This window comes from Pseudomonas sp. BN505 (assembly GCF_029873175.1).
In the GTDB taxonomy this organism is placed as follows: domain Bacteria; phylum Pseudomonadota; class Gammaproteobacteria; order Pseudomonadales; family Pseudomonadaceae; genus Aquipseudomonas; species Aquipseudomonas putida.
In genome coordinates this window covers 289,768-314,737 of the sequence record NZ_SSOI01000013.1, presented here as the reverse complement: position 1 = coordinate 314,737, position 24,970 = coordinate 289,768, and the positions used below count along the sequence as shown (strand labels likewise).

20 protein-coding genes and 1 tRNA gene are annotated in these 24,970 nt (G+C 59.5%); 14 read left to right on the top strand and 7 right to left on the bottom strand.

Annotation, left to right across the window (positions count from 1 at the left end; genetic code table 11):
• The first annotated feature begins 56 nt into the window (after positions 1 to 56).
• The 4 genes from E8E78_RS02250 (at position 57) to E8E78_RS02235 (ending at position 6,112) form a co-directional block, all read left to right on the top strand.
• Complete coding sequence (locus E8E78_RS02250; protein ID WP_016497703.1) at positions 57 to 1,979, top strand: PrkA family serine protein kinase; 1,923 nt, start codon at positions 57 to 59, stop codon at positions 1,977 to 1,979.
• Positions 1,980 to 2,110: 131 nt separating this feature from the next.
• Positions 2,111 to 3,385, top strand: a complete 1,275-nt coding sequence (locus tag E8E78_RS02245) for a YeaH/YhbH family protein (RefSeq protein WP_016497702.1) — start codon at positions 2,111 to 2,113, stop codon at positions 3,383 to 3,385.
• Positions 3,382 to 4,950: a SpoVR family protein gene (locus E8E78_RS02240; protein ID WP_043202470.1), complete on the top strand. Its 1,569-nt coding sequence runs from the start codon at positions 3,382 to 3,384 to the stop codon at positions 4,948 to 4,950. The genes E8E78_RS02245 and E8E78_RS02240 overlap by 4 nt, the downstream gene beginning before the upstream one ends.
• A gap of 55 nt (positions 4,951 to 5,005) precedes the next feature.
• Positions 5,006 to 6,112: a multifunctional CCA addition/repair protein gene (locus E8E78_RS02235; RefSeq protein WP_049273773.1), complete on the top strand. Its 1,107-nt coding sequence runs from the start codon at positions 5,006 to 5,008 to the stop codon at positions 6,110 to 6,112.
• A 109-nt stretch (positions 6,113 to 6,221) separates the two neighbouring features.
• On the opposite strand, the gene folK is transcribed toward E8E78_RS02235, so the two are convergent.
• Both folK and folB read right to left on the bottom strand, forming a co-directional pair.
• On the bottom strand, positions 6,222 to 6,731 hold the full coding sequence (folK, locus tag E8E78_RS02230; RefSeq protein WP_016497699.1) for a 2-amino-4-hydroxy-6-hydroxymethyldihydropteridine diphosphokinase: 510 nt from the start codon (positions 6,729 to 6,731) through the stop codon (positions 6,222 to 6,224).
• Positions 6,722 to 7,078, bottom strand: coding sequence for a dihydroneopterin aldolase (gene folB / locus E8E78_RS02225; protein WP_004375185.1), 357 nt, complete (start codon positions 7,076 to 7,078; stop codon positions 6,722 to 6,724). Before folB ends, folK begins: the two co-directional genes overlap by 10 nt.
• A gap of 74 nt (positions 7,079 to 7,152) precedes the next feature.
• On the opposite strand from folB, the gene plsY reads away from it, so the two are divergent.
• Positions 7,153 to 7,722, top strand: coding sequence for a glycerol-3-phosphate 1-O-acyltransferase PlsY (gene plsY / locus E8E78_RS02220; protein ID WP_016497698.1), 570 nt, complete (start codon positions 7,153 to 7,155; stop codon positions 7,720 to 7,722).
• A gap of 17 nt (positions 7,723 to 7,739) precedes the next feature.
• Here the strand turns inward: plsY and tsaD are convergent, their stop codons facing one another.
• Complete coding sequence (gene tsaD, locus E8E78_RS02215; protein WP_049273775.1) at positions 7,740 to 8,765, bottom strand: tRNA (adenosine(37)-N6)-threonylcarbamoyltransferase complex transferase subunit TsaD; 1,026 nt, start codon at positions 8,763 to 8,765, stop codon at positions 7,740 to 7,742.
• A 204-nt stretch (positions 8,766 to 8,969) separates the two neighbouring features.
• Here tsaD and rpsU point away from each other — a divergent pair, with 204 nt between their 5' ends.
• The 8 genes from rpsU (at position 8,970) to E8E78_RS02180 (ending at position 20,410) form a co-directional block, all read left to right on the top strand.
• Positions 8,970 to 9,185 carry a 30S ribosomal protein S21 gene (gene rpsU, locus E8E78_RS02210; protein WP_003255575.1) on the top strand — a complete coding sequence of 72 codons (216 nt, stop codon included), beginning with the start codon at positions 8,970 to 8,972 and terminating at the stop codon, positions 9,183 to 9,185.
• A gap of 303 nt (positions 9,186 to 9,488) precedes the next feature.
• A complete protein-coding gene (gene dnaG, locus E8E78_RS02205) occupies positions 9,489 to 11,471 on the top strand; it encodes a DNA primase (RefSeq protein ID WP_114942362.1) in 1,983 nt (660 codons plus the stop codon).
• Positions 11,472 to 11,538: 67 nt separating this feature from the next.
• On the top strand, positions 11,539 to 13,389 hold the full coding sequence (rpoD, locus tag E8E78_RS02200; protein WP_016497695.1) for an RNA polymerase sigma factor RpoD: 1,851 nt from the start codon (positions 11,539 to 11,541) through the stop codon (positions 13,387 to 13,389).
• A 228-nt stretch (positions 13,390 to 13,617) separates the two neighbouring features.
• Positions 13,618 to 17,361, top strand: coding sequence for a bifunctional diguanylate cyclase/phosphodiesterase (locus tag E8E78_RS02195; RefSeq protein WP_049273783.1), 3,744 nt, complete (start codon positions 13,618 to 13,620; stop codon positions 17,359 to 17,361).
• Between the two features lie 16 nt (positions 17,362 to 17,377).
• Positions 17,378 to 17,454, top strand: a tRNA-Ile gene (locus E8E78_RS02190).
• 126 nt (positions 17,455 to 17,580) lie between these two features.
• Entirely contained in the window at positions 17,581 to 18,657 is a 1,077-nt protein-coding gene (locus E8E78_RS02185; RefSeq protein WP_277686631.1) for a site-specific integrase, read from the top strand.
• A 225-nt stretch (positions 18,658 to 18,882) separates the two neighbouring features.
• The gene (locus tag E8E78_RS29065; RefSeq protein WP_347176208.1) at positions 18,883 to 19,107 is read left to right on the top strand and encodes a DNA-binding protein; all 225 of its coding nucleotides are present in this window, start codon (positions 18,883 to 18,885) and stop codon (positions 19,105 to 19,107) included.
• 475 nt (positions 19,108 to 19,582) lie between these two features.
• On the top strand, positions 19,583 to 20,410 hold the full coding sequence (locus tag E8E78_RS02180) for a hypothetical protein (RefSeq protein WP_280337088.1): 828 nt from the start codon (positions 19,583 to 19,585) through the stop codon (positions 20,408 to 20,410).
• 1,004 nt (positions 20,411 to 21,414) lie between these two features.
• On the opposite strand, the gene E8E78_RS02175 is transcribed toward E8E78_RS02180, so the two are convergent.
• The 4 genes from E8E78_RS02175 to virB5 are packed head-to-tail and all read right to left on the bottom strand — an operon-like array spanning position 21,415 to position 24,005.
• A complete protein-coding gene (locus tag E8E78_RS02175; RefSeq protein ID WP_280337087.1) occupies positions 21,415 to 22,500 on the bottom strand; it encodes a type IV secretion system protein in 1,086 nt (361 codons plus the stop codon).
• Entirely contained in the window at positions 22,497 to 22,751 is a 255-nt protein-coding gene (locus E8E78_RS02170) for an EexN family lipoprotein (protein WP_280337086.1), read from the bottom strand. The genes E8E78_RS02175 and E8E78_RS02170 overlap by 4 nt, the downstream gene beginning before the upstream one ends.
• Positions 22,748 to 23,239 (bottom strand): hypothetical protein, encoded by a 492-nt coding sequence (locus E8E78_RS02165; protein WP_280337085.1) that lies wholly within the window; start codon positions 23,237 to 23,239, stop codon positions 22,748 to 22,750. Before E8E78_RS02165 ends, E8E78_RS02170 begins: the two co-directional genes overlap by 4 nt.
• A gap of 1 nt (position 23,240) precedes the next feature.
• Positions 23,241 to 24,005 carry a P-type DNA transfer protein VirB5 gene (virB5, locus tag E8E78_RS02160; protein ID WP_280337084.1) on the bottom strand — a complete coding sequence of 255 codons (765 nt, stop codon included), beginning with the start codon at positions 24,003 to 24,005 and terminating at the stop codon, positions 23,241 to 23,243.
• 393 nt (positions 24,006 to 24,398) lie between these two features.
• Here virB5 and mobC point away from each other — a divergent pair, with 393 nt between their 5' ends.
• Complete coding sequence (gene mobC, locus E8E78_RS02155) at positions 24,399 to 24,944, top strand: plasmid mobilization relaxosome protein MobC (protein WP_280337083.1); 546 nt, start codon at positions 24,399 to 24,401, stop codon at positions 24,942 to 24,944.
• Positions 24,945 to 24,970 lie beyond the last annotated feature (26 nt).

Sequence of the window (24,970 nt, the reverse complement as noted above, 5' to 3'; positions counted from 1 at the left end):
GCCAGCATCAGCTGACTGATCCGGCGTCGTCTCCACGTATCGAGCGAGGTGACGTCATGAGTATTTTTAGCCACTTCCAACAACGTTTCGAGTCCACGCGCCAGGAAGAACTCTCGCTGCAGGAGTACCTCGAGCTGTGCAAAGGGGATCGCAGTGCCTACGCATCGGCGGCCGAACGGCTGTTGCTGGCCATCGGTGAGCCAGAGCTGATCGACACCTCTACCAACTCCAGGCTGTCGCGCATCTTCTCCAACAAGGTTATCCGCCGCTATCCGGCCTTTGCCGACTTCCATGGCATGGAAGAGTGCATCGACCAGATCGTGTCTTATTTCCGCCACGCCGCCCAAGGCCTGGAAGAAAAGAAACAGATCCTCTATCTGCTGGGCCCGGTGGGGGGCGGTAAATCGTCGCTGGCCGAAAAACTCAAGCAGCTGATGGAAAAGGTACCGTTCTATGCCATCAAGGGCTCGCCGGTATTCGAGTCGCCCCTGGGGCTTTTCAACGCCACCGAAGACGGGGCCATCCTCGAGGAAGAGTACGGCATCTCGCGGCGCTACCTGAATACCATCATGTCGCCTTGGGCCACCAAGCGCCTGCAGGAGTTCGGCGGCGACATCAGCAAGTTCAAAGTGGTCAAGCTTTACCCGTCGATCCTCAACCAGATCGCCATCGCCAAGACCGAACCGGGCGACGAAAACAACCAGGACATTTCCGCCCTGGTCGGCAAGGTCGATATCCGCAAGCTCGAAGAATTCCCGCAGAACGACGCCGATGCCTACAGCTATTCGGGCGCGCTGTGCCGGGCCAACCAGGGCCTGATGGAATTCGTCGAGATGTTCAAGGCCCCGATCAAGGTCCTGCACCCACTGCTCACGGCCACCCAGGAAGGTAACTACAACAGTACCGAAGGGCTGGGTGCCATTCCCTACACCGGCATCCTGTTGGCCCACTCCAACGAATCGGAGTGGCACACCTTCCGCAACAACAAGAACAACGAGGCGTTCATCGACCGGATCTACATCGTCAAGGTGCCGTACTGCCTGCGCGTCAGCGATGAGATCAAGATCTACGACAAGTTGCTGATCAACAGCTCGCTGGCCAAGGCCCATTGCGCGCCAGACACCCTCAAGATGCTCGCCCAGTTCACTGTACTCTCGCGCCTCAAGGAGCCAGAGAACTCCAACATCTACTCGAAGATGCGCGTCTACGACGGCGAGAACCTCAAGGACACCGATCCGAAGGCCAAGTCGATCCAGGAGTACCGGGACTCGGCAGGCGTCGACGAGGGCATGAACGGCCTGTCGACCCGCTTCGCCTTCAAGATCCTTTCCAAAGTCTTCAACTTCGACCCACACGAGATTGCGGCCAACCCGGTTCACCTGCTGTACGTGCTCGAACAGCAGATCGAACAGGAACAGTTCCCGGCCGAAGTGCGCGAACGCTACCTGCGCTACCTGAAAGAGTACCTGGCACCGCGCTATATCGAGTTCATCGGCAAGGAAATCCAGACTGCCTACCTGGAGTCCTACAGCGAATACGGCCAGAACATTTTCGACCGCTACGTGCTGTACGCCGACTTCTGGATCCAGGACCAGGAATACCGCGACCCGGAAACCGGCGAAATTCTCAACCGCATCGCCCTGAACGAAGAACTGGAGAAGATCGAGAAACCGGCCGGCATCAGCAACCCGAAAGATTTCCGCAACGAAATCGTCAACTTCGTGCTGCGTGCCCGTGCCAACAACAACGGCAAGAACCCGAGCTGGCTCAGCTATGAAAAGCTGCGGGTGGTGATCGAGAAGAAAATGTTCTCCAACACCGAAGACCTGCTGCCGGTCATCAGCTTCAACGCCAAGGCCAGCAAGGAGGACCAACAGAAGCACAACGACTTCGTCACGCGCATGGTGGAGCGTGGCTACACCGACAAACAGGTTCGTCTGCTGTCGGAATGGTACCTGCGGGTCAGGAAATCGCAATAAAGCGACAAGCTACACACTGCGCGCCCAAGGCTGGCAAGCCAGCCTTGGGCGGCAGCAACTGCCTTGCTGCCATTAGGTGCAGCGAGCCCGTAGCTTGAAGCGTGCAGCTGTTCCCAGCTACCGGAGGGACCATGAGCTACGTTATAGACCGACGCCTGAACGGCAAGAACAAGAGCACGGTCAACCGCCAGCGCTTCCTGCGCCGGTACCGTGAACACATCAAGAAAGCCGTCGAAGAGGCGGTAAGCCGCCGTTCCATCATGGATATGGAACATGGCGAACAAATCAGCATTCCGGGGCGCGACATCGACGAACCCGTGCTCCACCACGGTCGCGGCGGCAAACAGACTGTCGTACACCCGGGCAACAAGGAATTCACTGCCGGCGAACATATCCCCAGGCCGCAAGGTGGTGGCGGGGGTGGCGGCGGCCGCGGCAAAGCGGGCAATTCCGGCGACGGCATGGACGACTTCGTCTTCCAGATCACCCAGGAAGAATTTCTCGAATTCATGTTCGAGGATCTCGAACTGCCCAACCTGGTCAAACGTCACCTGACCGGGACCGACACCTTCAAGACCGTGCGTGCGGGCATCGCCAACGAGGGCAACCCGTCACGCATCAATATCGTGCGCACCCTGCGCTCGGCCCATGCCCGGCGTATCGCCCTGACCGGCAGCAGCCGCGCACTGCTGCGCGAAGCACAAAAGGAACTCGACCGCCTGCGGGTCGAGGAGCCGGACAACTTCACCGATATCCAGGAAGTCGAACAGGAAATCGAACGGCTGAAGGCACGCATCAACCGCTTGCCCTTCCTCGACACCTTCGACCTCAAGTACAACCTGCTGGTCAAGCAGCCCAACCCCAGCTCCAAGGCAGTGATGTTCTGCCTGATGGACGTGTCCGGCTCCATGACCCAGGCCACCAAGGACATCGCCAAGCGCTTCTTCATCCTGTTGTACCTGTTCCTCAAGCGTAACTACGACCGCATCGAAGTGGTGTTCATCCGCCACCACACCAGCGCCCGGGAAGTCGACGAGGAAGAGTTTTTCTACTCGCGGGAAACCGGCGGCACCATCGTCTCCAGCGCGCTCAAGCTGATGCAGGAGATCATGGCCGAACGCTACCCGGCCAGCGACTGGAACATCTACGCCGCTCAGGCTTCTGACGGCGATAACTGGAACGACGACTCGCCGATCTGCCGCGAGATCCTGTCCAAGCAGATCATGCCGCACGTGCAGTACTACACTTACGTCGAGATCACCCCCCGTGAGCACCAGGCGCTGTGGTACGAATACGAACGCATCGGCGAAGCCTTCCCCGACACGTTCGCCCAGCAGCAGTTGGTATCGGCCGGCGACATCTACCCGGTCTTCCGTGAACTCTTCCAGCGCAGGTTAGCCACATGACCGCCAGAGCACAGAGACGCCAACCCATTTCCACCGGGTCCGAGTGGACGTTCGAGCTGATCCAGACCTACGACCGGGAAATCGGCCGCCTGGCCGAACGTTACGCCCTGGACACTTATCCCAACCAGATCGAGGTGATCACGGCCGAGCAGATGATGGACGCCTATGCCTCGGTCGGCATGCCTCTGGGTTACCACCACTGGTCCTACGGCAAACAGTTCCTCAGCACAGAAAAGTCCTACAGCCGTGGCCAGATGGGCCTGGCCTACGAAATCGTGATCAACTCCGACCCCTGCATCGCCTACCTGATGGAAGAAAACACCATGTGCATGCAGGCACTGGTGATTGCCCACGCCTGCTATGGCCATAACAGCTTCTTCAAAGGTAACTACCTGTTCCGCACCTGGACCGACGCCAGCTCCATCATCGATTACCTGGTGTTTGCCAAGCAGTACATCGCCCAGTGCGAAGAGCGCCACGGCATCGACGCCGTGGAAGACCTGATCGACTCCTGCCATGCCCTGATGAACTACGGCGTGGACCGCTACAAGCGCCCCTACCCCATCTCCGCAGAAGAGGAACGGCGGCGCCAGAAGGAGCGTGAAGAGCACCTGCAGCGCCAGATCAACGACCTGTGGCGCACCATCCCGAAAAGCGCCGAAAGGGGCAACGAACGCGATGAGGGGCGCTTCCCCGCCGAACCACAGGAGAACATCCTGTATTTCATCGAGAAGAATGCCCCGCTGCTCGAACCCTGGCAGCGTGAAGTGGTGCGCATCGTGCGCAAGATCGCCCAGTACTTCTACCCGCAGCGCCAGACCCAAGTCATGAACGAAGGCTGGGCAACCTTCTGGCACTACACGCTCATGAACGACCTGTACGACGAGGGGCTGATCACCGAAGGCTTCATGATGGAGTTCTTGACCTCGCACACCAGCGTGGTGTTCCAGCCCGGCTTCGACAGCCCCTACTACAGCGGCATCAACCCCTACGCACTGGGCTTTGCGATGTACACCGACATCCGCCGCATGTGCGAAAACCCGACCGATGAAGATCGCCACTGGTTCCCCGACATTGCCGGCAGTGACTGGCTTTCTACCATCAAGTTTGCCATGAGCAGCTTCAAGGACGAGAGCTTCATCCTGCAATACCTTTCGCCCAAGGTAATGCGCGACCTCAAGCTGTTCAGCATCCTCGACGACGACCAGCGCGACGACCTGCTGGTGCCCGCCATTCACGATGAAGCCGGCTACCGGGTGATTCGTGAACTGCTGGCCGCGCAGTACAACCTGGGTAACCGTGAACCGAACGTGCAGATCTGGAGCGTTGACCGTCGCGGTGACCGCTCGCTGACGCTGCGCCACCAGCAACACAACCGCAAACCGCTGGGCGACTCAACCGATGAAGTGCTCAAGCACCTGCACCGCCTGTGGGGCTTTGATATCCACCTGGAGACCGTACAGGGCGAGCAAGTGATGAAAACCCACCACATGCCACCCCGTGGCGAGCACGGCGAAAGCGCCGATTACGGGCGCATGGACCTGGCTGTCATTCACCACCTCTAGTGCTACGCCATAACTGCCGACGGGTTATCCTGTCGGCAGTTATGGAGAGCTGCACATGCACATCTACAAAGTCGGCGGCGCCGTGCGCGACCGCTTGCTCGGCCTTCCTGTCAGCGATATCGACTGGCTGGTGGTAGGCGCCACCGTTGAAGAAATGCACGCCAAGGGTTATCGGCCGGTGGGCGCTGATTTTCCGGTATTCCTGCACCCGAAAACCGGCGAGGAATATGCCTTGGCGCGCACCGAGCGCAAGAGCGGGCGCGGTTATGGCGGATTCACTTTTCACGCCAGCCCTGACGTAACACTGGAGGAAGACCTGATTCGCCGTGATTTGACCATCAACGCGATGGCCGAGGACGAGGCAGGTACGGTGTACGACCCCCACCACGGCAAAGAAGATCTCGAAAGACGAATTTTACGCCACGTTTCCCCGGCATTCGCCGAAGATCCCTTGCGCGTGCTGCGCGTCGCGCGCTTTGCTGCCCGCTATGCACCGCTAGGTTTCCGGGTTGCCGAAGAGACGCTTGAGCTGATGCGCCAGATCAGCGCCTCTGGCGAGCTGCAGGCGCTGACTGCAGAGCGCAGCTGGAAGGAAATCGAGCGGGCGCTGATGGAGGCACAGCCCCAGGTGTTCTTCCAGGTGCTGCGCGATTGCGACGCCCTGCAGGCCCTGCTGCCTGAGCTTGTTGACGATGCCCAGGCCCTGGCGGCTCTGGAACAGGCAGCGGCGCATGAACAGCCTCTGCACGTGCGCTGGGCGTGCCTGTTGCGCGGGCTGGCACCGGCATCGATCAAAGCCGTCAACCAGCGCCTCAAGGCCCCAAGGGATTGCCAGGAGCTGGCCTTACTGACCGGAGAGTGCCTGGCACAAGGTAATCAGGCGCTGGAGCTGCCAGCCACGGCGCTACTGGAGCTGTTGCAGAAGTTCGATGTTTACCGACGGCCGCAGCGGTTCGAGGATTTTGTGGTCGCTTGCCAGATGGCGGCGCTAGGTGATGGCAAGCCAGGTTATCCACAGGCCGATTACCTGCGCGGCGCAGCAGCAGCGGCGCGAGCGGTGGATGTGAAACCGTTGGTGCAGGCTGGGCTGACTGGGCAGGCACTGGGCGAAGCGCTTAAGGCTGAGCGGCTGAAAGCGCTTGAGGCTTACCAACTCGACTGACCATACCGGCCTCTTCGCGGCTAAAGCCGCTCCCACAGGTACAACGTGGGCCAGAAACCTGCGTAGTACTTGTGGGAGCGGCCTTAGCCGCAAAAGGGCCGGAACAGCCTTAAGCGGGTGTCAGCTGCAACCCACGCCACTCGAAGGCGACCGGGGCCAGTACCTGGTCAATCTGTGCCTCCTGCCACAACCGGGCCATGCTCTTGCCTGCCCCCGGATGCACCAGCTCAGGCGCCAGCAACGACAGCGGCCACAGCACAAACGCGTTCTTCAGGATCTCGGCCCGGGGCAGGACCAGCCCGTCGAAGGTGCCGTGCAGATCGTCATACATCAGCACATCGATATCCAGCGGCAGCCCTTTGCGGTCCGGCGCGTAACGGCCATTTTCGGCCTCGATGAACTTCAGCCGACGGTCCAGTTCGATCAGCGGCAGTGCGGTTTGCCCGGTCACTACGAAATTGATGAACGGCCCGCTCTTGATCCCCACAGGCTGGCTTTCGAACACTGGCGAGCAGCGCATGTCGGTGAGGATGCCCGCCAACGCATCGAGCCCGGCGCACAAGTGCGCCTCACGGTCGATGTTGCTGCCAAGGCCAAGGTAAACCGTGCTCAGAGACATCCGCGCTCGATCTCCACGCCAACACCGCCACGGGCCGCCGGTACCGCACCCGGCTTGGTCAGTTTCAACCGCACCCAGGGGATATGGAATTCTTCCATCAAGGTTGCCACCAGGCGCTCGGCAAAGGTTTCCACCAACTCGAAACGGGCCTGCTCGGCAAACGCCTGGATGCGTGCCGAGACACTGGCGTAGTCCAGCGCCAGGTTCAGGTCGTCACCCGCTGCGGCCGGGCGGTTGTCCCAGGCAAAGCTCAGGTCCAGGCGCAAGCACTGGCGAATATCCCGCTCCCAGTCATAGGCACCGATGACGGTATCGACTTCCAGGCCTTCGATGAACACTCTGTCCAAGCACTTCTCTCCACAGCACGACAAGGGCGACTGGCGCCGTTAGAATCAGGGCGTCCTCGCCCGGAATAGTTAGCATGTTTTGGTTACTGGCGTTGCTCGCCTACCTGCTCGGCTCACTGTCCTTCGCCATTCTCCTCAGCCGCCTTTCGGGCAGCCCGGACCCGCGTTCCAGTGGTTCAGGCAATGCCGGCGCTACCAACATGCTACGCCTGGCAGGCCGTAAACTGGCGATCCTGACCCTGCTTGGCGACCTGTGCAAGGGCCTTTTGCCGGTATTGCTCGCCCGCGTTGCCGGGCTGGACCTGCACGCGCAAGCCTGGGTGGGCGTGTGCGCGGTGCTGGGCCACCTGTTTCCCCTGTACTTCCGCTTCCGGGGTGGCAAGGGCGTGGCGACGGCTGCCGGCATGCTCATGGGCCTGTATTTCCCGGCCGCGCTACTGGCCATCGGCGCCTGGCTGCTGACGTTCTACCTCACCCGCACCAGCTCGCTGGCGGCGCTGATTGCCACGCCGCTGACCTTGCCATTGCTGGCCTGGCGCGAGCCCGAAGCACTGCTGCCGATCACCGTGCTGACCGTGATGATCGTGTGGCGCCACCGCAACAACCTGCGCGACCTGTTCGCCGGGCGCGAACGGCACTTCTGAGCGTTCGGCTTTACACGTTACAGCGGCGGCAACTGCTCCATCGGCCAGCGTGCCTGCACGCTGATCGCCAGGTCCTGGTGCTGCCCCGCCAACAGGCGCTGGCAACCGGCGTAGGCGATCATCGCGCCGTTGTCGGTACAGAACTGCGGGCGCGCGTAGTACACGTTGCCCTTGATGCTGCCGAGCATGTCTTCGAGGGACGCGCGCAAAGCCTTGTTGGCACTCACACCACCGGCGATGACCAGGCGCTTGAGGCCGGTCTGCTTGAGCGCCCGCTTGCACTTGATGGTCAAAGTCTCCACCACCGCCTGCTGGAATGCCAGGGACAGGTCGCAACGGGTTTGCTCACTGTCGTCGCCAGCGTTCTTGCATTGCTGCCAGGTGTTGAGGGCGAAGGTCTTGAGGCCACTGAAGCTGAATTCCAGGCCCGGGCGGTCGGTCATCGGCCGCGGGAACACGAAGCGCCCAGGTACGCCCTGCTGGGCCAGGCGCGCGATTTCCGGGCCGCCGGGGTAGTTGAGGCCGATCAGCTTGGCGGTCTTGTCGAACGCTTCGCCGGCGGCATCATCCAGGCTTTCGCCCAGCAGTTCGTACTGACCGATGCCATCGACGCGTACCAGCTGGGTGTGTCCGCCTGAAACCAACAAAGCGACGAACGGAAACTCAGGTGGGTTTTCTTCCAGCATGGGCGCCAGCAAGTGGCCTTCCATGTGGTGCACGCCAATCGCCGGAATGTCCCAGGCAAAGGCCAGCGCCTGTGCGCAGGAGGCGCCCACCAGCAATGCGCCGACCAGGCCAGGACCCGCGGTGTAGGCAATGGCGTCGATCTCGGTGGCGACGCAGCCCGCCTCCTCCAGCACCTGGCGAATGAGCGGCAACATGCGCTTCACGTGGTCACGCGAGGCAAGCTCGGGAACAACACCGCCAAACACGCGATGCAGGTCAATCTGGCTGAACAGTGCGTCGGCCAACAAGCCGCGCTCACTGTCGTATAATGCGACGCCAGTTTCGTCGCAGGATGTTTCCAATCCCAGTACTAGCATGGGTTCGTCCCTTGTGGGGGCTGAATTCGAAGGCGCGCATGATAGTCCCCGTGTCGGATGCCGACCAGCGGTTTTCGATCAGAGGCTTTGCATTCCGGCTTGCTAAGGGTTAACATCCGCAACCCTTGAAAACCGACGTTCTCCAGCACACCTTTGTTTTGCCAGGAGCACGTCTACCCCGGTAATGAATTAAGGTAGCCCTGGATGCCAGCCGTCAAAGTTAAAGAGAACGAACCCTTCGACGTAGCTCTGCGTCGTTTCAAGCGCTCCTGCGAAAAAGCCGGTGTACTGGCTGAAGTTCGTAGCCGCGAGTTTTACGAGAAGCCGACCGCCGAGCGTAAGCGCAAAGCAGCTGCTGCTGTTAAGCGTCACGCCAAGAAAGTACAGCGCGAACAGCGCCGCGCCGTTCGTCTGTACTAATACAGACGTTCTACGCAAAGCTTCTGCCCTGCCCGGCTAACCGCCGGGTGATGGCAGCGGTCGTTTCAAACTTGAGCAGCTAGCTCAAGGCCCCGCACAAGCTTCACGCGAAGTGCACAGGGGCAACCTGCCTGAAACGTCAGAGCTGGTCTTTCTTGCTGTATGACCAGACGTGCACGTCCGACTGACGGGCCCTTAGGGGCTGGCGACGAGCACACATTCCCTCGCACTTCCCCAAGCATCACCTGCCCCATTCGGCGCGTGAGCGATTAGACTTGCCAGTTGCCAGATGACGAGACTGCCATGGCCGGGCTGATTCCCCAGAGTTTCATTGACGACCTGATCAACCGCCTCGACATCGTCGACGTGGTGAGTTCGCGTGTCCAGCTGAAAAAAACCGGCAAAAACTACTCGGCCTGCTGCCCGTTCCACAAAGAGAAGACACCGTCCTTCACGGTCAGCCCCGACAAGCAGTTCTACTACTGCTTCGGCTGCGGCGCCGGCGGCAACGCCCTGGGCTTCGTCATGGACCACGACAACCTGGACTTCCCCCAGGCTGTCGAAGAACTGGCCCGCGCCGCTGGCATGGAAGTGCCCCGCGAGCAAGGCCGCCGCGACCAGAAGCCTCGCCAGCCAACCGACTCGCCGCTGTACCCGCTGCTGGACGCCGCCTCGGAGTTCTACCGCCAGGCTCTGCGCAGCCACCCGACCCGCAAGGCCGCGGTGGACTATCTCAAGGGCCGCGGCCTGTCCGGGGAGATCGCTCGCGATTTCTGCCTGGGCTTCGCCCCGCCCGGCTGGGACAACCTGCTCAAGCACCTGGGTGCTGACGCCCTGCAGCAAAAGGTGATGATCGATGCCGGCCTGCTGATCGAAAATGCCGAGAGCGGCAAGCGCTACGACCGTTTCCGCGACCGGGTGATGTTCCCCATTCGCGACAGCCGCGGGCGCATCATCGCCTTCGGCGGCCGGGTACTTGGCGACGACAAGCCCAAGTATCTGAACTCCCCGGAAACCCCGGTGTTCCACAAGGGTCAGGAACTGTATGGGCTGTACGAGGCGCGCAAGCACAACCGCAACCTCGACGAAATCATCGTCGTCGAGGGCTACATGGACGTCATCGCCCTGGCTCAACAGGGCCTGCGCAATGCCGTGGCTACCCTTGGCACCGCCACCAGCGAAGAGCACCTCAAGCGCCTGTTCCGGGTAGTGCCCAGCGTGCTGTTCTGCTTCGACGGCGACCAGGCCGGGCGCAAGGCCGCCTGGCGTGCGCTGGAGTCGACCCTGTCGAACCTGCAGGACGGCCGCCGCGCGCGCTTCTTGTTCCTGCCCGAAGGCGAAGACCCGGACAGCCTGGTGCGCGCCGAAGGCACCGATGCCTTCAGGGCCCGCATCAACCAGCACGCCCAGCCGCTGGCCGACTACTTCTTCGAGCAACTGGGCGTTGAAGCCGACCCGCGATCGCTGGAAGGCAAGGCGCACATGGCGACCCTGGCCGCACCGTTGATCGAAAAGATCCCTGGCGCCAACCTGCGCCAACTGATGCGCAACCGCCTGAAGGAAATCACCGGCCTGGACCCGCAGCAGGTCGAGCAACTGGCCCAACAAGCGCCAGCGGCCAGCAGTGTGCCGGACTACGACCCTGGCTACGACTACGACGCCATGGCCAGCTACACCCCTGACTACGGTGACATGCCGCAGCACGACTTCGTCCCCGCTCAGCAGGAGCAGGCGTGGAAGCCGAACAAGGGCGGAGGCAAAAAGCAGTGGAGCGACAAACCCTGGGACAAGAACCGCAAAGGCGGCAAACCCTGGCAGCAACGAGATGAAGCGCCACCACGCGTGCCTGCCCCGGTCGAGCCGCCTACCCTGGCCGCGCTGCGCACCCTGCTGCACCACCCACTGCTGGCCGGCAAGGTGGAAGATGCCAGCCACTTTGCCGACGAAGAACACTTGTACAGCCAGCTGCTGGTGTCACTGATCGAAGCCGCACAGAAAAATCCTGGGCTAAGCTCAATGCAGTTGATCGCACGCTGGCATGGCACCGAACAGGGCCGCCTGCTGCGGGCCCTGGCGGAAAAGGAATGGCTGATCGTAGCCGACAACCTTGAACAACAGTTTTTCGACACTATAACTAGCTTGTCCGCCCGCCAACGCGAGCGCAGCCTGGAACAACTGCTCAGGAAATCACGTCAAAGTGAGTTGACCAGCGAGGAAAAAACCCAGCTCCTCGCCCTGCTGAGCCGGAATGTTCCCGCACAAACGCCGACCTCATCTGGCGCGTGAGGCCCATGCTCGGGTATAATCCTCGGCTTGTTTTTTGCCCGCCAAGACCTTCAGTGGATAGGGTGTTATGTCCGGAAAAGCGCAACAGCAGTCTCGTATCAAAGAGTTGATCACCCGCGGTCGTGAGCAGGGCTACCTGACTTACGCGGAGGTCAACGACCACCTGCCTGAGGATATTTCAGATCCTGAACAGGTGGAAGACATCATCCGCATGATCAACGACATGGGGATCAACGTATTCGAGAGTGCTCCGGATGCGGATGCCCTTCTGTTGGCGGAAGCCGACACCGACGAAGCCGCGGCCGAAGAAGCCGCTGCTGCGTTGGCGGCAGTTGAAACCGATATCGGCCGCACGACCGACCCGGTGCGCATGTACATGCGTGAAATGGGTACCGTCGAGCTTCTGACCCGCGAAGGCGAGATCGAAATCGCCAAGCGTATCGAGGAAGGCATCCGTGAAGTCATGGGCGCCATCGCTCACTTCCCGGGCACTGTCGATTACATTCTCGGCGAATATGACCGCGTCACCACCGAGGGCGGCCGCCTGTCGGACGTGCTCAGCGGTTACATCGACCCTGACGACAACATCGCCGCGCCGACCGAAGAGGTGCCGATTCCTGGCGCCAAGGCCGCAGCTGCGAAGGAAGAGTCTGACGACGAAGAGGAAGAAGCCGAGAGCAGTGACGACGAGGAAGAGACCGAGAGCGGTCCGGACCCGGTAGTCGCAGCCCAACGTTTCGGTGCGGTATCCGACCAGCTTCAGGCGACCTTCAAGGTTGTGAAGAAGCACGGTCGTGCCCACAAGGAAAGCATCGCGGCCCTGCAAGCCCTCGCCGACCTGTTCATGCCGATCAAGCTGGTACCCAAGCAGTTCGAGGTCCTGGTAGAGCGTGTTCGTGATGCCCTGAACCGTCTGCGTCAGCAAGAGCGCGCCATCATGCAGCTGTGCGTGCGTGATGCCCGCATGCCGCGTGCCGACTTCCTGCGCATGTTCCCGAGCAACGAAACCGACCAGACCTGGAGCGGTGACCTGGCCAAGCGCAACACCAAATGGGCTGCTGCCCTGGGTGAAAAGGACGCCGCCATCGTCGCTTGCCAGCAGAAGCTGATCGACCTTGAGACCGAAACCGGCCTGACCGTTGCCGAGATCAAGGACATCAACCGTCGCATGTCGATCGGTGAAGCCAAGGCCCGTCGCGCCAAGAAAGAAATGGTCGAGGCGAACCTGCGTCTGGTGATCTCCATCGCCAAGAAGTACACCAACCGTGGCCTGCAGTTCCTCGACCTGATCCAGGAAGGCAACATCGGCTTGATGAAAGCGGTGGACAAGTTCGAATACCGTCGCGGCTACAAGTTCTCGACCTACGCCACCTGGTGGATCCGCCAGGCGATCACCCGTTCGATCGCCGACCAGGCACGCACCATCCGTATTCCGGTGCACATGATCGAGACGATCAACAAGCTCAACCGTATTTCCCGCCAGATGCTGCAGGAAATGGGTCGCGAACCGACCCCGGAAGAGCTGGGCGAGCGCATGGAAATGCCTGAGGACAAGATCCGCAAGGTACTGAAGATCGCCAAAGAGCCGATCTCCATGGAAACCCCGATCGGTGACGACGAAGATTCGCACCTGGGCGACTTCATCGAGGACTCGACCATGCAGTCCCCGATCGACGTGGCCACGGTCGAAAGCCTCAAGGAAGCCACCCGTGACGTGCTCTCGGGCCTGACTGCACGCGAAGCCAAGGTGCTGCGCATGCGCTTCGGTATCGACATGAACACCGACCACACCCTCGAAGAGGTGGGTAAGCAGTTTGACGTAACGCGTGAGCGGATCCGTCAGATCGAAGCGAAGGCGTTGCGCAAACTGCGCCACCCGACTCGCAGCGAGCATCTACGCTCCTTCCTCGACGAGTGATGACAAAACCCCGGCCCAGGCCGGGGTTTTTCTTTTCTGTCTTTTGAAACACTCGCGGTCCCTGTAGGGCAGCCTTGTGCTGCGAAGAGGCCATCCGGGTCACCGTACACCTCCGCCCATACCGGCCCTTTCGGAGCACAAAGCTGCTCCTACACGTATCTCGCTTACCCCACGCTTGCGCAATGCCCGTCTACACTCGACGTCAGACCCCAAAAATGCGAGGCCGCTATGCCGCTCATGCCGGCCATTCTGCTGCTGCTCCTGATTTTGTGGAACACAACGGCCGGCGCCCTGACCCTGACAGACGAGGAGAAAGCCTGGCTGGCTGCCCACCAACAGCTGAGCCTGGGCGTAGACGCCTCTTGGCCACCGTTCGAGTTTCGCGACCAGGAGGGCCGGTACCAGGGATTGGCCGCCGATTACATCGCCGCGATCCAGCAACGCCTGGGCGTGACGCTTAAACCGGTCGAGCCCAGCAGCTGGACCGAGGTATTGGCGCAAGCGCGGGAAAACCGCATCGACCTGCTGCCCGGTATCATGTCCACCCCCGAACGCCAAGGCTACCTGGCCTTCACCCGCCCGTACCTCGACTTCCCCATCGTCATCCTCGCCCACAAAGGCGGCGCACAACCGCGCAAACTGGACGACCTGTACGGCCTGAAGATAGCCGTGGTCGAAAACTACGCCCCGCACGAACTGCTGCGTACCCATCACCCCGACCTCAACCTGGTGGCGCTGCCCAATGTGAGCTCCACCTTGCAGGCCTTGGCCACTGATCAGGTGGACGCCGTGGTCGGCGACCTCGCTTCAAGCATCTGGAGCCTGCGCCAGCTCAAGCTCGACGGCCTCTACGTCAGTGGCGAAACGCCCTACCGCTACCAGTTGGCCATGGCCGCACCACGCGACAACAAAGTGCTGGTGGGCATTCTGGATAAAGTCATGGCCGACATGAGCAGCGGCGAAGTCAGCCAGATCCAGCAGCGCTGGGTGGGTAATGTGGTCGACCAACGGATGTTCTGGTCCGACCTGCTGGTGTATGGCCTGCCAACGGTGCTGTTGCTGATGGCCGTGCTGGCCGTGGTGATCCGTATCAACCGCCGGCTCAGCTCGGAAATTTCCCGGCGTATCGCCCTGGAGCAGGAGCTGCGCAGCAGCGAGTACCACTACCGCGGCCTGGTCGAGAGCCTGTCCGCCATCGCCTGGGAAGCCGATGCCAACGATTTCACCTACAGCTACGTCTCCCCACATGCCGAAGACCTGCTTGGCTACCCGCTGAGCGACTGGCTCAGGCCGGGCTTCTGGCGCAGCATCCTGCACCCGGAGGACGCCCTCTGGGCCCAGGCCTACTGCGACAGCGAAACCGCAGCCGGACGTGACCATAGCCTGGACTATCGGGTAATCCGGGCCGACGGCCAGCCCCTGTGGGTACGCAATATCGTCAGCATGATCGAACACGGGCACCAGCCGGTGATGCGCGGGCTGATGATCGACATCAGCGAAACCAAGCGCACCGAGGACGCCCTGCGCCTTTCCGAACAAAAGTTTGCCTCGGTGTTCCAACAGTGCCCCGACATTCTGCTGATCGCCCGCCACAGCGACGGCTGCCTGCTTGAGGTGAACGAAGCCTTCGAAGAGCAGATCGGCCTGACCGCGGGACAGGTGCTTGGCCGCAGCGCTACGGATCTGCACCTATGGGGTGTCGAAGGCTCCGGCCCGCCGTTGCTTGAGCGCCTGCACCAAGGCGGCATCCGCAACCTGGAAATGAGCTTCCGGCGCAGCAATGGCCAACTGTTCACCGGCCTCACCTCGGCCGAAACCTTCGAACTCGACGGCACCCCGGCACTGGTGGTGGCGGTGCGCGACATCAGCCAGCTCAAGGAGACCCAGCAGCAGCTGCAAACTTCAGAAGAAAAGTTCGCCAAGGCGTTCCACGCCTCGCCCGACGGCCTGCTGCTGTCGCGCCAGAGCGACGGTTTGCTGCTTGAGGTGAACGAAGGCTTCTGCCGCCTGACCGGCTACGACCTCAATCCGACCATCGACCAGACCTCGCTTGACCTGGGTATCTGGGTCGACCTCAACGAACGCAAACGCATGGTCGACCAGCTCAACCGTGACGGCTTCGTGCGTGACTTCACCTGTCACATCCGCCGCAGCGACGGGCAGATCCGCCTGTGCGAGCTCTCCGCCAGGCCCCTGCCGATTGGCGGTGTCGACTGCATGCTGACCATCGCCCGCGACATCACCGAGCGCCACCTGATGCAGGAAAAACTGCAGCTGGCCGCCACCGTGTTCGAGAACACTGCCGAAGGCGTGCTGATCACCGACATCGACCAACGCATCAGTGCCGTCAACCGCGCCTTCAGCGAAATAACCGGCTACAGCGAGATCGAAGCCCTCGGCCAGACCCCGCGCCTGCTCGCCTCCGGCCAGCACGACAGCGCCTTCTATGCCGCCATGTGGCACCAGCTTACTGCCGAGGGCCACTGGCAAGGTGAGATCTACAACAAGCGCAAGAACGGCGAACTGTACCCCAGCTGGCTGACCATCAGTGCGGTGCGCAACAACGAACGCGAGATCACCCACTTCGTTGCCGTGTTCGCCGATATTTCCAGCCTCAAGCACGCCCAGGCCAAGCTCGACTACCAGGCCCACCACGACCCGCTGACCGGCCTGCCGAACCGTGCCTTGTTCGAGAACCGCCTGCAGGCCGTGCTCACTTGCGCCCAGGTGTCCAACCGCCAGGGCGCGGTGCTGTTCCTTGACCTCGACCGCTTCAAGCACATCAACGACAGCCTTGGCCACCCGGTCGGCGACCTGCTGCTCAAAGGCATCGCCCAGCGCCTGAAAGAACAGGTGCGGGACGTCGACACCGTGGCCCGCCTGGGCGGCGACGAGTTCATCATCCTGCTGCCCGGCCTGCACAAGCCCAGTGACGCCAGCACCATCGCCAACAAGCTGCTGGCCTGCTTTGTCGCCCCGTTCCAGGCTGGTGAGCACGAGTTCTTCACCAGCGCCAGCATCGGCATCAGCCTGTATCCGCAGGACGGCACCGACGTGGCCACGCTGATCCGCAACGCCGACGCTGCCATGTACCGCTCCAAAGCCAAGGGCCGCAACCGCGTCGAGGCCTACACCCGCGACCTGACCGCCCAGGCCAGCGAGCGCATCGCCCTGGAGCACGAGCTGCGCCGAGCCGTCGAACGCAACGAAATGAGCCTGTGCTTCCAGCCCAAGCTCAGCCTCAAGACCCAGAACCTGGTAGGCGCCGAGGCGCTGATCCGCTGGAGCCACCCGACCTTTGGTGAAGTGCCGCCAGAGCACTTCATCCACCTGGCAGAAGAGAACGGCACCATCCTCCAGCTCGGCGACTGGGTACTGGAACAAGCCTGCCGGCAGATGCAGGCCTGGAAGCAGCACTACGAACCCTTCGGCCCATTGTCGATCAACCTCGCCGGCGCCCAGCTACGCCAGCCACACCTGGCCCGGCGCATCGAACAGTTGCTCAAGCACTACCAGCTCAAGGCGGGTGACCTGCAACTGGAGATCACCGAAAACTTCATCATGAGCCAGGCGGAAGAAGCACTGGCCGTGCTGTACCAGCTGAAAAAACTGGGCGTGCAGCTGGCCATCGACGACTTTGGCACCGGCTATTCATCGCTCAGCTATCTCAAGCGCCTGCCGCTGGACATTCTCAAGATCGACAAGTCGTTCATCCGCGGCCTGCCCGACGACCCCCACGACGCCGCCATCGCCCGTGCGATCATTGCCCTGGGCCGCAGCATGCAACTGACCATCATTGCCGAGGGCGTGGAAAACCAGGCTCAGCAACGCTTCCTGGCGGCCGAGGGCTGCGAGCAGATCCAGGGCTACATCGTCAGCCTGCCGCTGCCGCCAGGCGAGTTCGCGGCAACGTTTCTTCGCATAGCACTATCGGATCTTTCAGATGGCACAGGTGCGAAACCCTCGTTATAATCCGGCCACTTACTGAGGGCCTATAGCTCAGTTGGTTAGAGCAGAGGACTCATAATCCTTTGGTCCACGGTTCGAGTCCGTGTGGGCCCACCAACCTTGAAGCCGCGTACTACGCGGCTTTCGGCTTTTTGGGTTTGTGGCAGCCGGATCAGTCCTATGGTCCGAAGGTACAAATTAGGTACAGTGCGGCTTCGCTTGCACGCCTTTGGAGTCCTTCAGATGGCCACAATCGTCAAAACCCCTGCCGGCACCTGGAAGGCCGTCATCCGCAAGACCGGATGGCCGACCAACGCCAAAACCTTCCGCACCAAACGCGACGCCGAAGATTGGTCACGACGCACCGAAGATGAAATGGTGCGGGGTGTGTATATCCAGCGCAGCGGGTCCGAGCGACTGACACTCGAAAATGCGCTGCAGCGATATCTGCGCGAAGTCAGCCCTACCAAGAAGCCCACCACGCAGAAGGCCGAGGCGACCAAGGCTCAGCAGTTGATCAAGCACCTGGGAAAATACTCGCTGGCAGCCCTGTCGTCGGAGGTGATTGCGAACTATCGCGATACTCGACTTGGTTCGTTGACCAGCCGCGGTAAACCAGTGAGCAACAATACCGTTCGGCTGGAGTTGGCTTTGCTCAGCCATCTGTTCACGGTAGCCATTCAGGAATGGGGCCTTGGGCTCACATTCAACCCAGTGCTAAACATTCGGAAGCCGAGCCCAGGGGAGGGCCGAAATCGTCGCCTCACGGCAGACGAGGAGCGTCGCTTACTGACAGCTGTAAACAAGCACAGCAACCCTATGCTCGGGTGGATCGTCAGCATCGCTTTGGAGACCGGTATGCGATCATCCGAAATCACAGGGCTACGTCGGCATCAGGTCGATGTCAAAAAGCGCGTTGCGCGCCTTGTGACAACGAAGAACGATAGCGCCCGGACAGTCCCACTGAGCAAGCTCGCTGCTGCCGCATTCCAAGCAGCGCTTCAAAACCCTGTGCGACCCATCGATTGTGATCTGATCTTCTTTGGCGAACCCGGAAAAGACGGAAAACGACGCCCCTATGCATTCACGAAAATCTGGGGGTTGCTCAAATCTAAGCTGGGCATGCCAGATTTCCGCTTCCATGACCTTCGCCATGAAGCAGTCAGTCGATTGGTGGAAGGTGGGCTTTCAGACCAAGAGGTTTCTAGCATCAGCGGCCATAAATCAATGCAAATGTTGAAGCGATATACGCATCTTCGTGCGGAAGATCTTGTGGTGAGGCTTGATAGCTTGAAAGTCAGAAAAATAAATAAAAAATAATTTCTATCAATTTTGCTCCAGCGATAGATATCGACCCACCCCCTGTAATCATTGGCTATCTCAGATGCACCCGCTACCAGAGTTACATAATTTGGCAAATACAGATAAGTAAACCCAACAATCCAAACTCATGCGCCTTGGTCGAAAACCAAGGCGTAGCCATTTGACGATTTCCTGTAAGCCCCCAAAGATACGCCTAACTATTGGCAACTATGGTTGATTGACATGACGACCGAACAGTATTTGCTTGGGCGCTTTGGTCCGCTTATGAGCATCGTAGACATCGCTGCGATACTGGGACGCTCTCCAGAAGGGGTTAGAGTCGCCATGTACACTGATTCCGATCTGTCGCGAAAATTGAAGCCAACGGTAGTCCGTATTGGACGCCGAGTGTTTTTCCGCACAATTCAAGTAAACGACGCCCTAGGCTTAGATGGGAATCTGGAATGACCGACGCTTTGGACCGGGGCAGGGCAAAGCTCTCGGTTAGTGAACACACTAGGCCCAGCGGCCGAAATTACACCAAATTACTATCACTAATCGAACGGTATGAAGCTCTTCCTGATATTAGACATGCCGTTAATCCAAACTACAGCGACCACATAGCAAATACCAAAAAGCCCGGTGTGGCAACCGGGCTCCTCGGACCTTTCAGAACAAGTTTTCTCTTTCGACGGTAGAAACCTGTTCGTAAACCTATTCGATTTACATGAGAAGGTGAGCCGATTATGGCTATCGCTTCGGCTTCGCACAAGTCGAAGAACGTGGCTTTTATCACTCACCGCCGAATGGCGGGATTATGGGTTCAATCTCCGTAGCTCAACCAGGAAGACGCAGCAGGCCCCACACCCATCGTGTGAATCGCGGTGGTAACTACTGCGGCCACTCGCCGGAACACCCGCGCCTGGAGCTGCTGAAGGATGTTGTGAGCCCTGGAAAAGCCCTGCCCGGCATTTTGACCGAACTCAAAGAGCGGGTTAAACGCTACTACGACAAACCCGCCGTCCTGCCCTCACTCCGCAACGCAAACCCCGGCCTCGGAGGTCGTCAGCAGCGCAGCGAACGCCGCGAAGCTTGTCTTCTGATGCTGGCAGTCATCGTTTCTTATACAGACCTTGTGTCGCTACGCTGCGGCGTGCCAACGAAGCAAGGTTTTATGTCACTGACCCTAGACTATCTAGTCGAATACACAGGCCTCCACATGCGCCGCGCAGAACGCGCCATGGCCGACTTGAAGCGTGCGAACCTTATCACCTGCAGCCAGCCGAGAAAGCTGAATGAAGACGGCACTTATCGCGGCCTGGCGGCAGTAAAGGCGGTGAACAAGATGTTATTCACTGCCTTTGGCCTTGGTAAGCGCTTAGAGAGGGAAACGGAGCGCGCCAAAGACCGGCTGGCCAAGAAGATTAAGAAGGCAGGCGGCACCATGACCAGCTGGGCCCGCAACAGGCTGGTAATCGGGAGTATCAAAGCCCCGAAGCGTTTGACGACATCAGCAAGTGACCACCATAAGCTAACGGTAGCCGAGAGCACCACGGGGCTTGCAGCGGCCTTCAGATCGCCACAAATCCCCCAGCGGATACCAGCGGATGCTGACGCTCAAACATATGCCCTAGCGCGCACCGAACTGGCGATAGCGATCTTGAGAGCGAACCCAGGTAAGACAGCAGCAGAGGTAAACGCCGAAGCTGACCAGATACTCAGGCAACGCTACACAGCCAAGACAGCCAAAGCAGGACGATTCACCGCTTAGCCCTAACGGCAGGCCTCCCCACGCTCGCAAGGCGCCAAAGACGCCATAAACAGCCTGAAAATAGCATTCGCCGGCCGAAGCCACCCCCCTCCCCTCATCTGGCTATCCCCATAACCCACCCGATTTCGAAGTTATCCACAGGTACGTGGTCAGGCCTCTCTGAGCAGTTACCGTTAAGTGTCGGTAAGCAGTTTCGTAGGTGTCGGACCTTAACCAGTAGGTCTTAAAAGAATCAGAAGGCAAGGGATTGCAACTATCCCGTGTGGTAGCCAACGAACACAAAACCCAGCACTCCGCGCTTCGCTTGGGCAACCCCTTCGGTTGCATCCCGCGTCCTATCCTTGCCGGACGGGCGGCAGGGGCAGGTCCGGCGGCTTCGCCTTGTTCCTTCCCCTGTCGCTAGGCTTGGTCGCTTACAGCTGCATCAAGGGTACGGCTACGCCCATCATCCTCACCCGTTCGGTGCTCGCCCTCCGGGCTGCGCTCCGCTGCGGCTTGCGGTGATGCCCTTGACCCAGCTTCCAGCTATTCGTGGATGCTGGCTGAAACAAATTCGCTCAACGTGAGCTTCCCGTCCACAAAAGCTTGAGCGCGTCGCTTTTCTTCAGTGCTCAATACAAAGCCCTCAAGCCCGATTGACACGCAAGCATACTGGACAGCCTTCCGACGCCGCTCCCGCTCAGCATTCGTGATGATGATGCTCTCCGTAATGTTCACGGGCTTTCCCCTCGTGTCGGTGACTAAAACAAGACAATTTCAGCGCTGAGCAGATAAACGAGGGTCAAGGGCGGCACCGGAGGCCGCAGCCCGTGAAACGGGACCGGGCGAGGATGACGGCGAAGCGAACCCTTGACGCTATGCACCTCTAATCCTAGATGCGGGGGCTGCTGGGCGCCTTTCCCAGCGGCCCCTGCTACCGGCGAGGGCGGGAAGTCCAGAGGGGCAGAGCCCCTTTGGGTAAGCCCGTCAGGGCGCGCAGCATGCTCCATGGCACCAATAAACCACTAACTGCCGACCTTCCCTCCCCGCGCCCTACCCCAGTTCTTGCCCAGGTTCTGCATGACATGCTGCCGATAGGCGGGATTCCAAACGCTGTTCCCTGCGATCACATGATTCAAACCTCTTGCAGTGGTCATCATGCCCGACTGCAGGTCTCGGCGCGTTGACATCGGGTTAACGGTGTTGAAGACCGCCTTGGCTGGGTTTAACGCAGCCTGAGTCATCTGCCGCAATGTGATCGCACTGGACGACAGACCACCTGCAAGCTGACCTCCCAATGAGTAAGCCTGATAAACCATATAGAGCACGATCCCACTCAACGCGAGGATCTCCAGCATGTCGGTCGCTGGGCCGTTTCCAGCAGTGGGCTGCACATCGGCCAGCATTGTCGAAAAGAACTTCATCCCCAGCGTAAGCACTGACGTGATCGCTGCGCATTGAATGATGTAGGTCATCACCTGGGCGAACCATTGATCGAACCACTTGCTGGTCATCTGCCCAAACAGCAGCAGTGCGATGAAAAGGGGTCCGCACCCCAGCAAACACGCCAACAGCACCTTGGCCGTGATGATCATCGCTCCAGCGGGCAGCGTAATCAGAAATGTTGCGATGATCATCGTTCCTGCAATAAGCCAGTCATAAAGAATCATGCCTATCTCGGTCATGCCACGACGTCCGGCGCGAGCAATCAGATCGGAAGCGATATCAAATCCATCGGTCATGGCTCTATCAATCACCTGATACACCGATGTGGCAGCCACACCTTTACCATTTGGCGAGAACGCATCTGCCAAGCCAACCTCCAGGCCGCGAATCGCTTCCACGACCCAACCAAGGTACGTATCAGCATTGAGTGCCAATGCGCCGATGAATACCCATTTCAACATGAGCTTGAAGACATGCGGGAGAGGATGCTCGATAAAGCCACCGACGGACAGAAGGCCCAGGATCATGAAGAAAAGGCCGCCGCCAGCAACGAACAAGCCCGAGGAGTTATCAATGACACTATGTGCCATGAGTTGCACGTAGACGTTCAAGACCGAGTCGATTGAGCCACCTACCCATTCGTAAAAATTGGACTCCATGGTCATTGCCCCTCCAAATTCAGCATTTCGCGCTTCCGATAGCCGCGCTGATCAAGCTGCTGCTCATTCCTGGCCTGCTTGGCATTAACGCAGTTCGGCGTAAGGGCCAGAGTCCCGGCCTGTCGCTCGCACTCCGATATTCGGATATCCCTTTCCGAGCTGTGGGCTTTGTACCAATCGACAGAATGGATCGGTTCATCCGCCCCGCAGCCCGTGAGCAGAAACAAAACAACAATTGGGAAACGAGAGGCAGTCATTTCCGGCCCTCCCGATTCTGATCCGCCTCATTCACTTCACGAGGCAGCACATGCTCCACCTCCGTGCGGAATTCCCCAGCAAATTTCAGCGAATAGGCTAGCTCAGCAGCGTTGATAATCTGAAGTGCTGCAAGCGTTCTCAACGCGCTTTCCCTTGTCCCTGCCCAACTACCCGCGATGCGATATTCGGACCTCGAAATCAATAGCGACGAACCCAGCGCACATGCGAACGAGATCAAAACGGCGAGTGTTGAGGAGATTGGCCCAGTTGCTCGGGGCGGCACTATCTGCAACCAATCGGCAGGCGCCAGTACAAAAGGCATGATCGCGGCCGACGCCGCCAGGAGATCGCTCTGGATCAACTCAGGTGCACGTCGTGACACCTCTTTCAAAGCTCCGAACCGGCCAATGCAAATCCAGAATCGCCGTAAGGAAGTGAGGATGAAGAAGCACACGACCAAGGGGAGGATATGAGCGTACGAGATCATTTCAGTTGCCCCCCAGGTTCAGCAATTCGCGATTCTTGTAGCCTCTCTTGTCGAGCACCTGGGCATTCAGTTCCCGTTGCCGCTGCTCCTGAATCTTGCCCTCGGCCTCAGCGACCATTTGGAACATCTGCAATTTGGTCTGCTCGTTCTGGATCATCGCTTGCTCTGCAGCGATGCGACCCTGCAGCTCTGCGATCCCTTTGGGATCTTGCGTTTGATTGATCTGCCCCATGAGCTGGTCAATTTGGCGCAGTCGGGCTTCGGCCTGGTCATAGGCCTCCAGAGCAAACGCTTTATCCTGTGACGGCTTCACCGCCTGTGCTCGGCAAGCATCGCGCTGCTGATTCTGAACCAGGCTTTCGCAGGCATCGAACACCTTGTTGTCCGCATAGATCGAACCAGCACGGCTATTTAGGCCTGAATAGCCTCCACGCTTCACTGCGTCATACACAGCCTGCCAGTCTTGGGGCAGATACTCTCGCAGCTGCGGGTCATCGAATACTCGACCGAGACCACGTGACCCCGTGAGCGCGCCGTACTGCTGCTTCATCTGATCAATCTGAGATGTCATCTGCTGAACCTGTTGGGCCCAGCGAGTCGTGTTAGCAGCGAACTCTGCGACTGTCACAGGGGAATCCGTCACTTGGGTAGTAACGGTTACGGGGATTTGCGCGAATCCCTGCTGCGAGCCCAGCATCAAAGCGAGTGTTGTCGCGAAACTAGATGGTCGGACGCCTTTGAAGGCGAGATGCTTGAACAGATCCATAGTCACCTCTCCATTAGAAATGGGGAACGCTGGGCCGTCTGTCCGGCCTGTCGATCTGTTCAGGAATCGCACCCGGCACGGTTGTATCGTTCTTGGGGTGACTATGCGCCAGTCTTACCCGGTGTAGGCCCTGTCTTTTAGGGGCCGCGCCCATAATGCAATAAGCATCAGCGAGGCGGTTACAGCGTTCACAGAATTAACCAAAGCACTACACTTTGGCGATACATATTATCTCACTTTGGATCAATATATAAAAGCGCCATACGTCCCAATTCTTCGTCATGACGAAATCCCGATTGCTATGAAGTACTACTGCAGGATAGGCTAACCGCCGGTAAAACGTCATACATCACGGATGTCACTTTGTTTGCTAGCACAGACAGGGCTCATGCTATGAATACTGAGAAAAGATCACCGATTCTGAGTGTCCGTCTAGGACCTGAGCTGAAAAGTCGCTGGGAAAACTATTGCGAAGAGCTAGGCCGAGCCCCTAGCTCCGCGATCAGAGAGGCTGTCGAGCGACAACTTAAGGCTGTTGATGAGCCTCTTGCACCTAAAACCTATCGCCAGATCGAGAACGAGCAAGAAACAAAACAGCGCTTTGAAATCCTGCTGACCACTTCCGAGAAGAAATCAATAAAAGAGCGGGCGCATATTGAGCGATGCTCAATGCGTCGCTGGATTATTGATGCCATCCGCGCTGGACTTACGCACGAACCACAGTTTGGGATGTCTGAAATTGACGCACTAGGTGAGTCCAATTATCAGTTGTTGGCCTTAGGCCGCAACCTTAACCAGATTGCCCGGCGATTGAATGAGGGGAATTACGAACCCGTCACTGTTCAGAGAATCGAGGCACTAAGCCGGATCATCGACAAGCACACTGACCTGGTTAGCTCAGCCATTCGTGCGAGCTTGGAGCGATGGAGCCTCAAGTGACCTAGCCTGACCTAGACCTAGGTTCA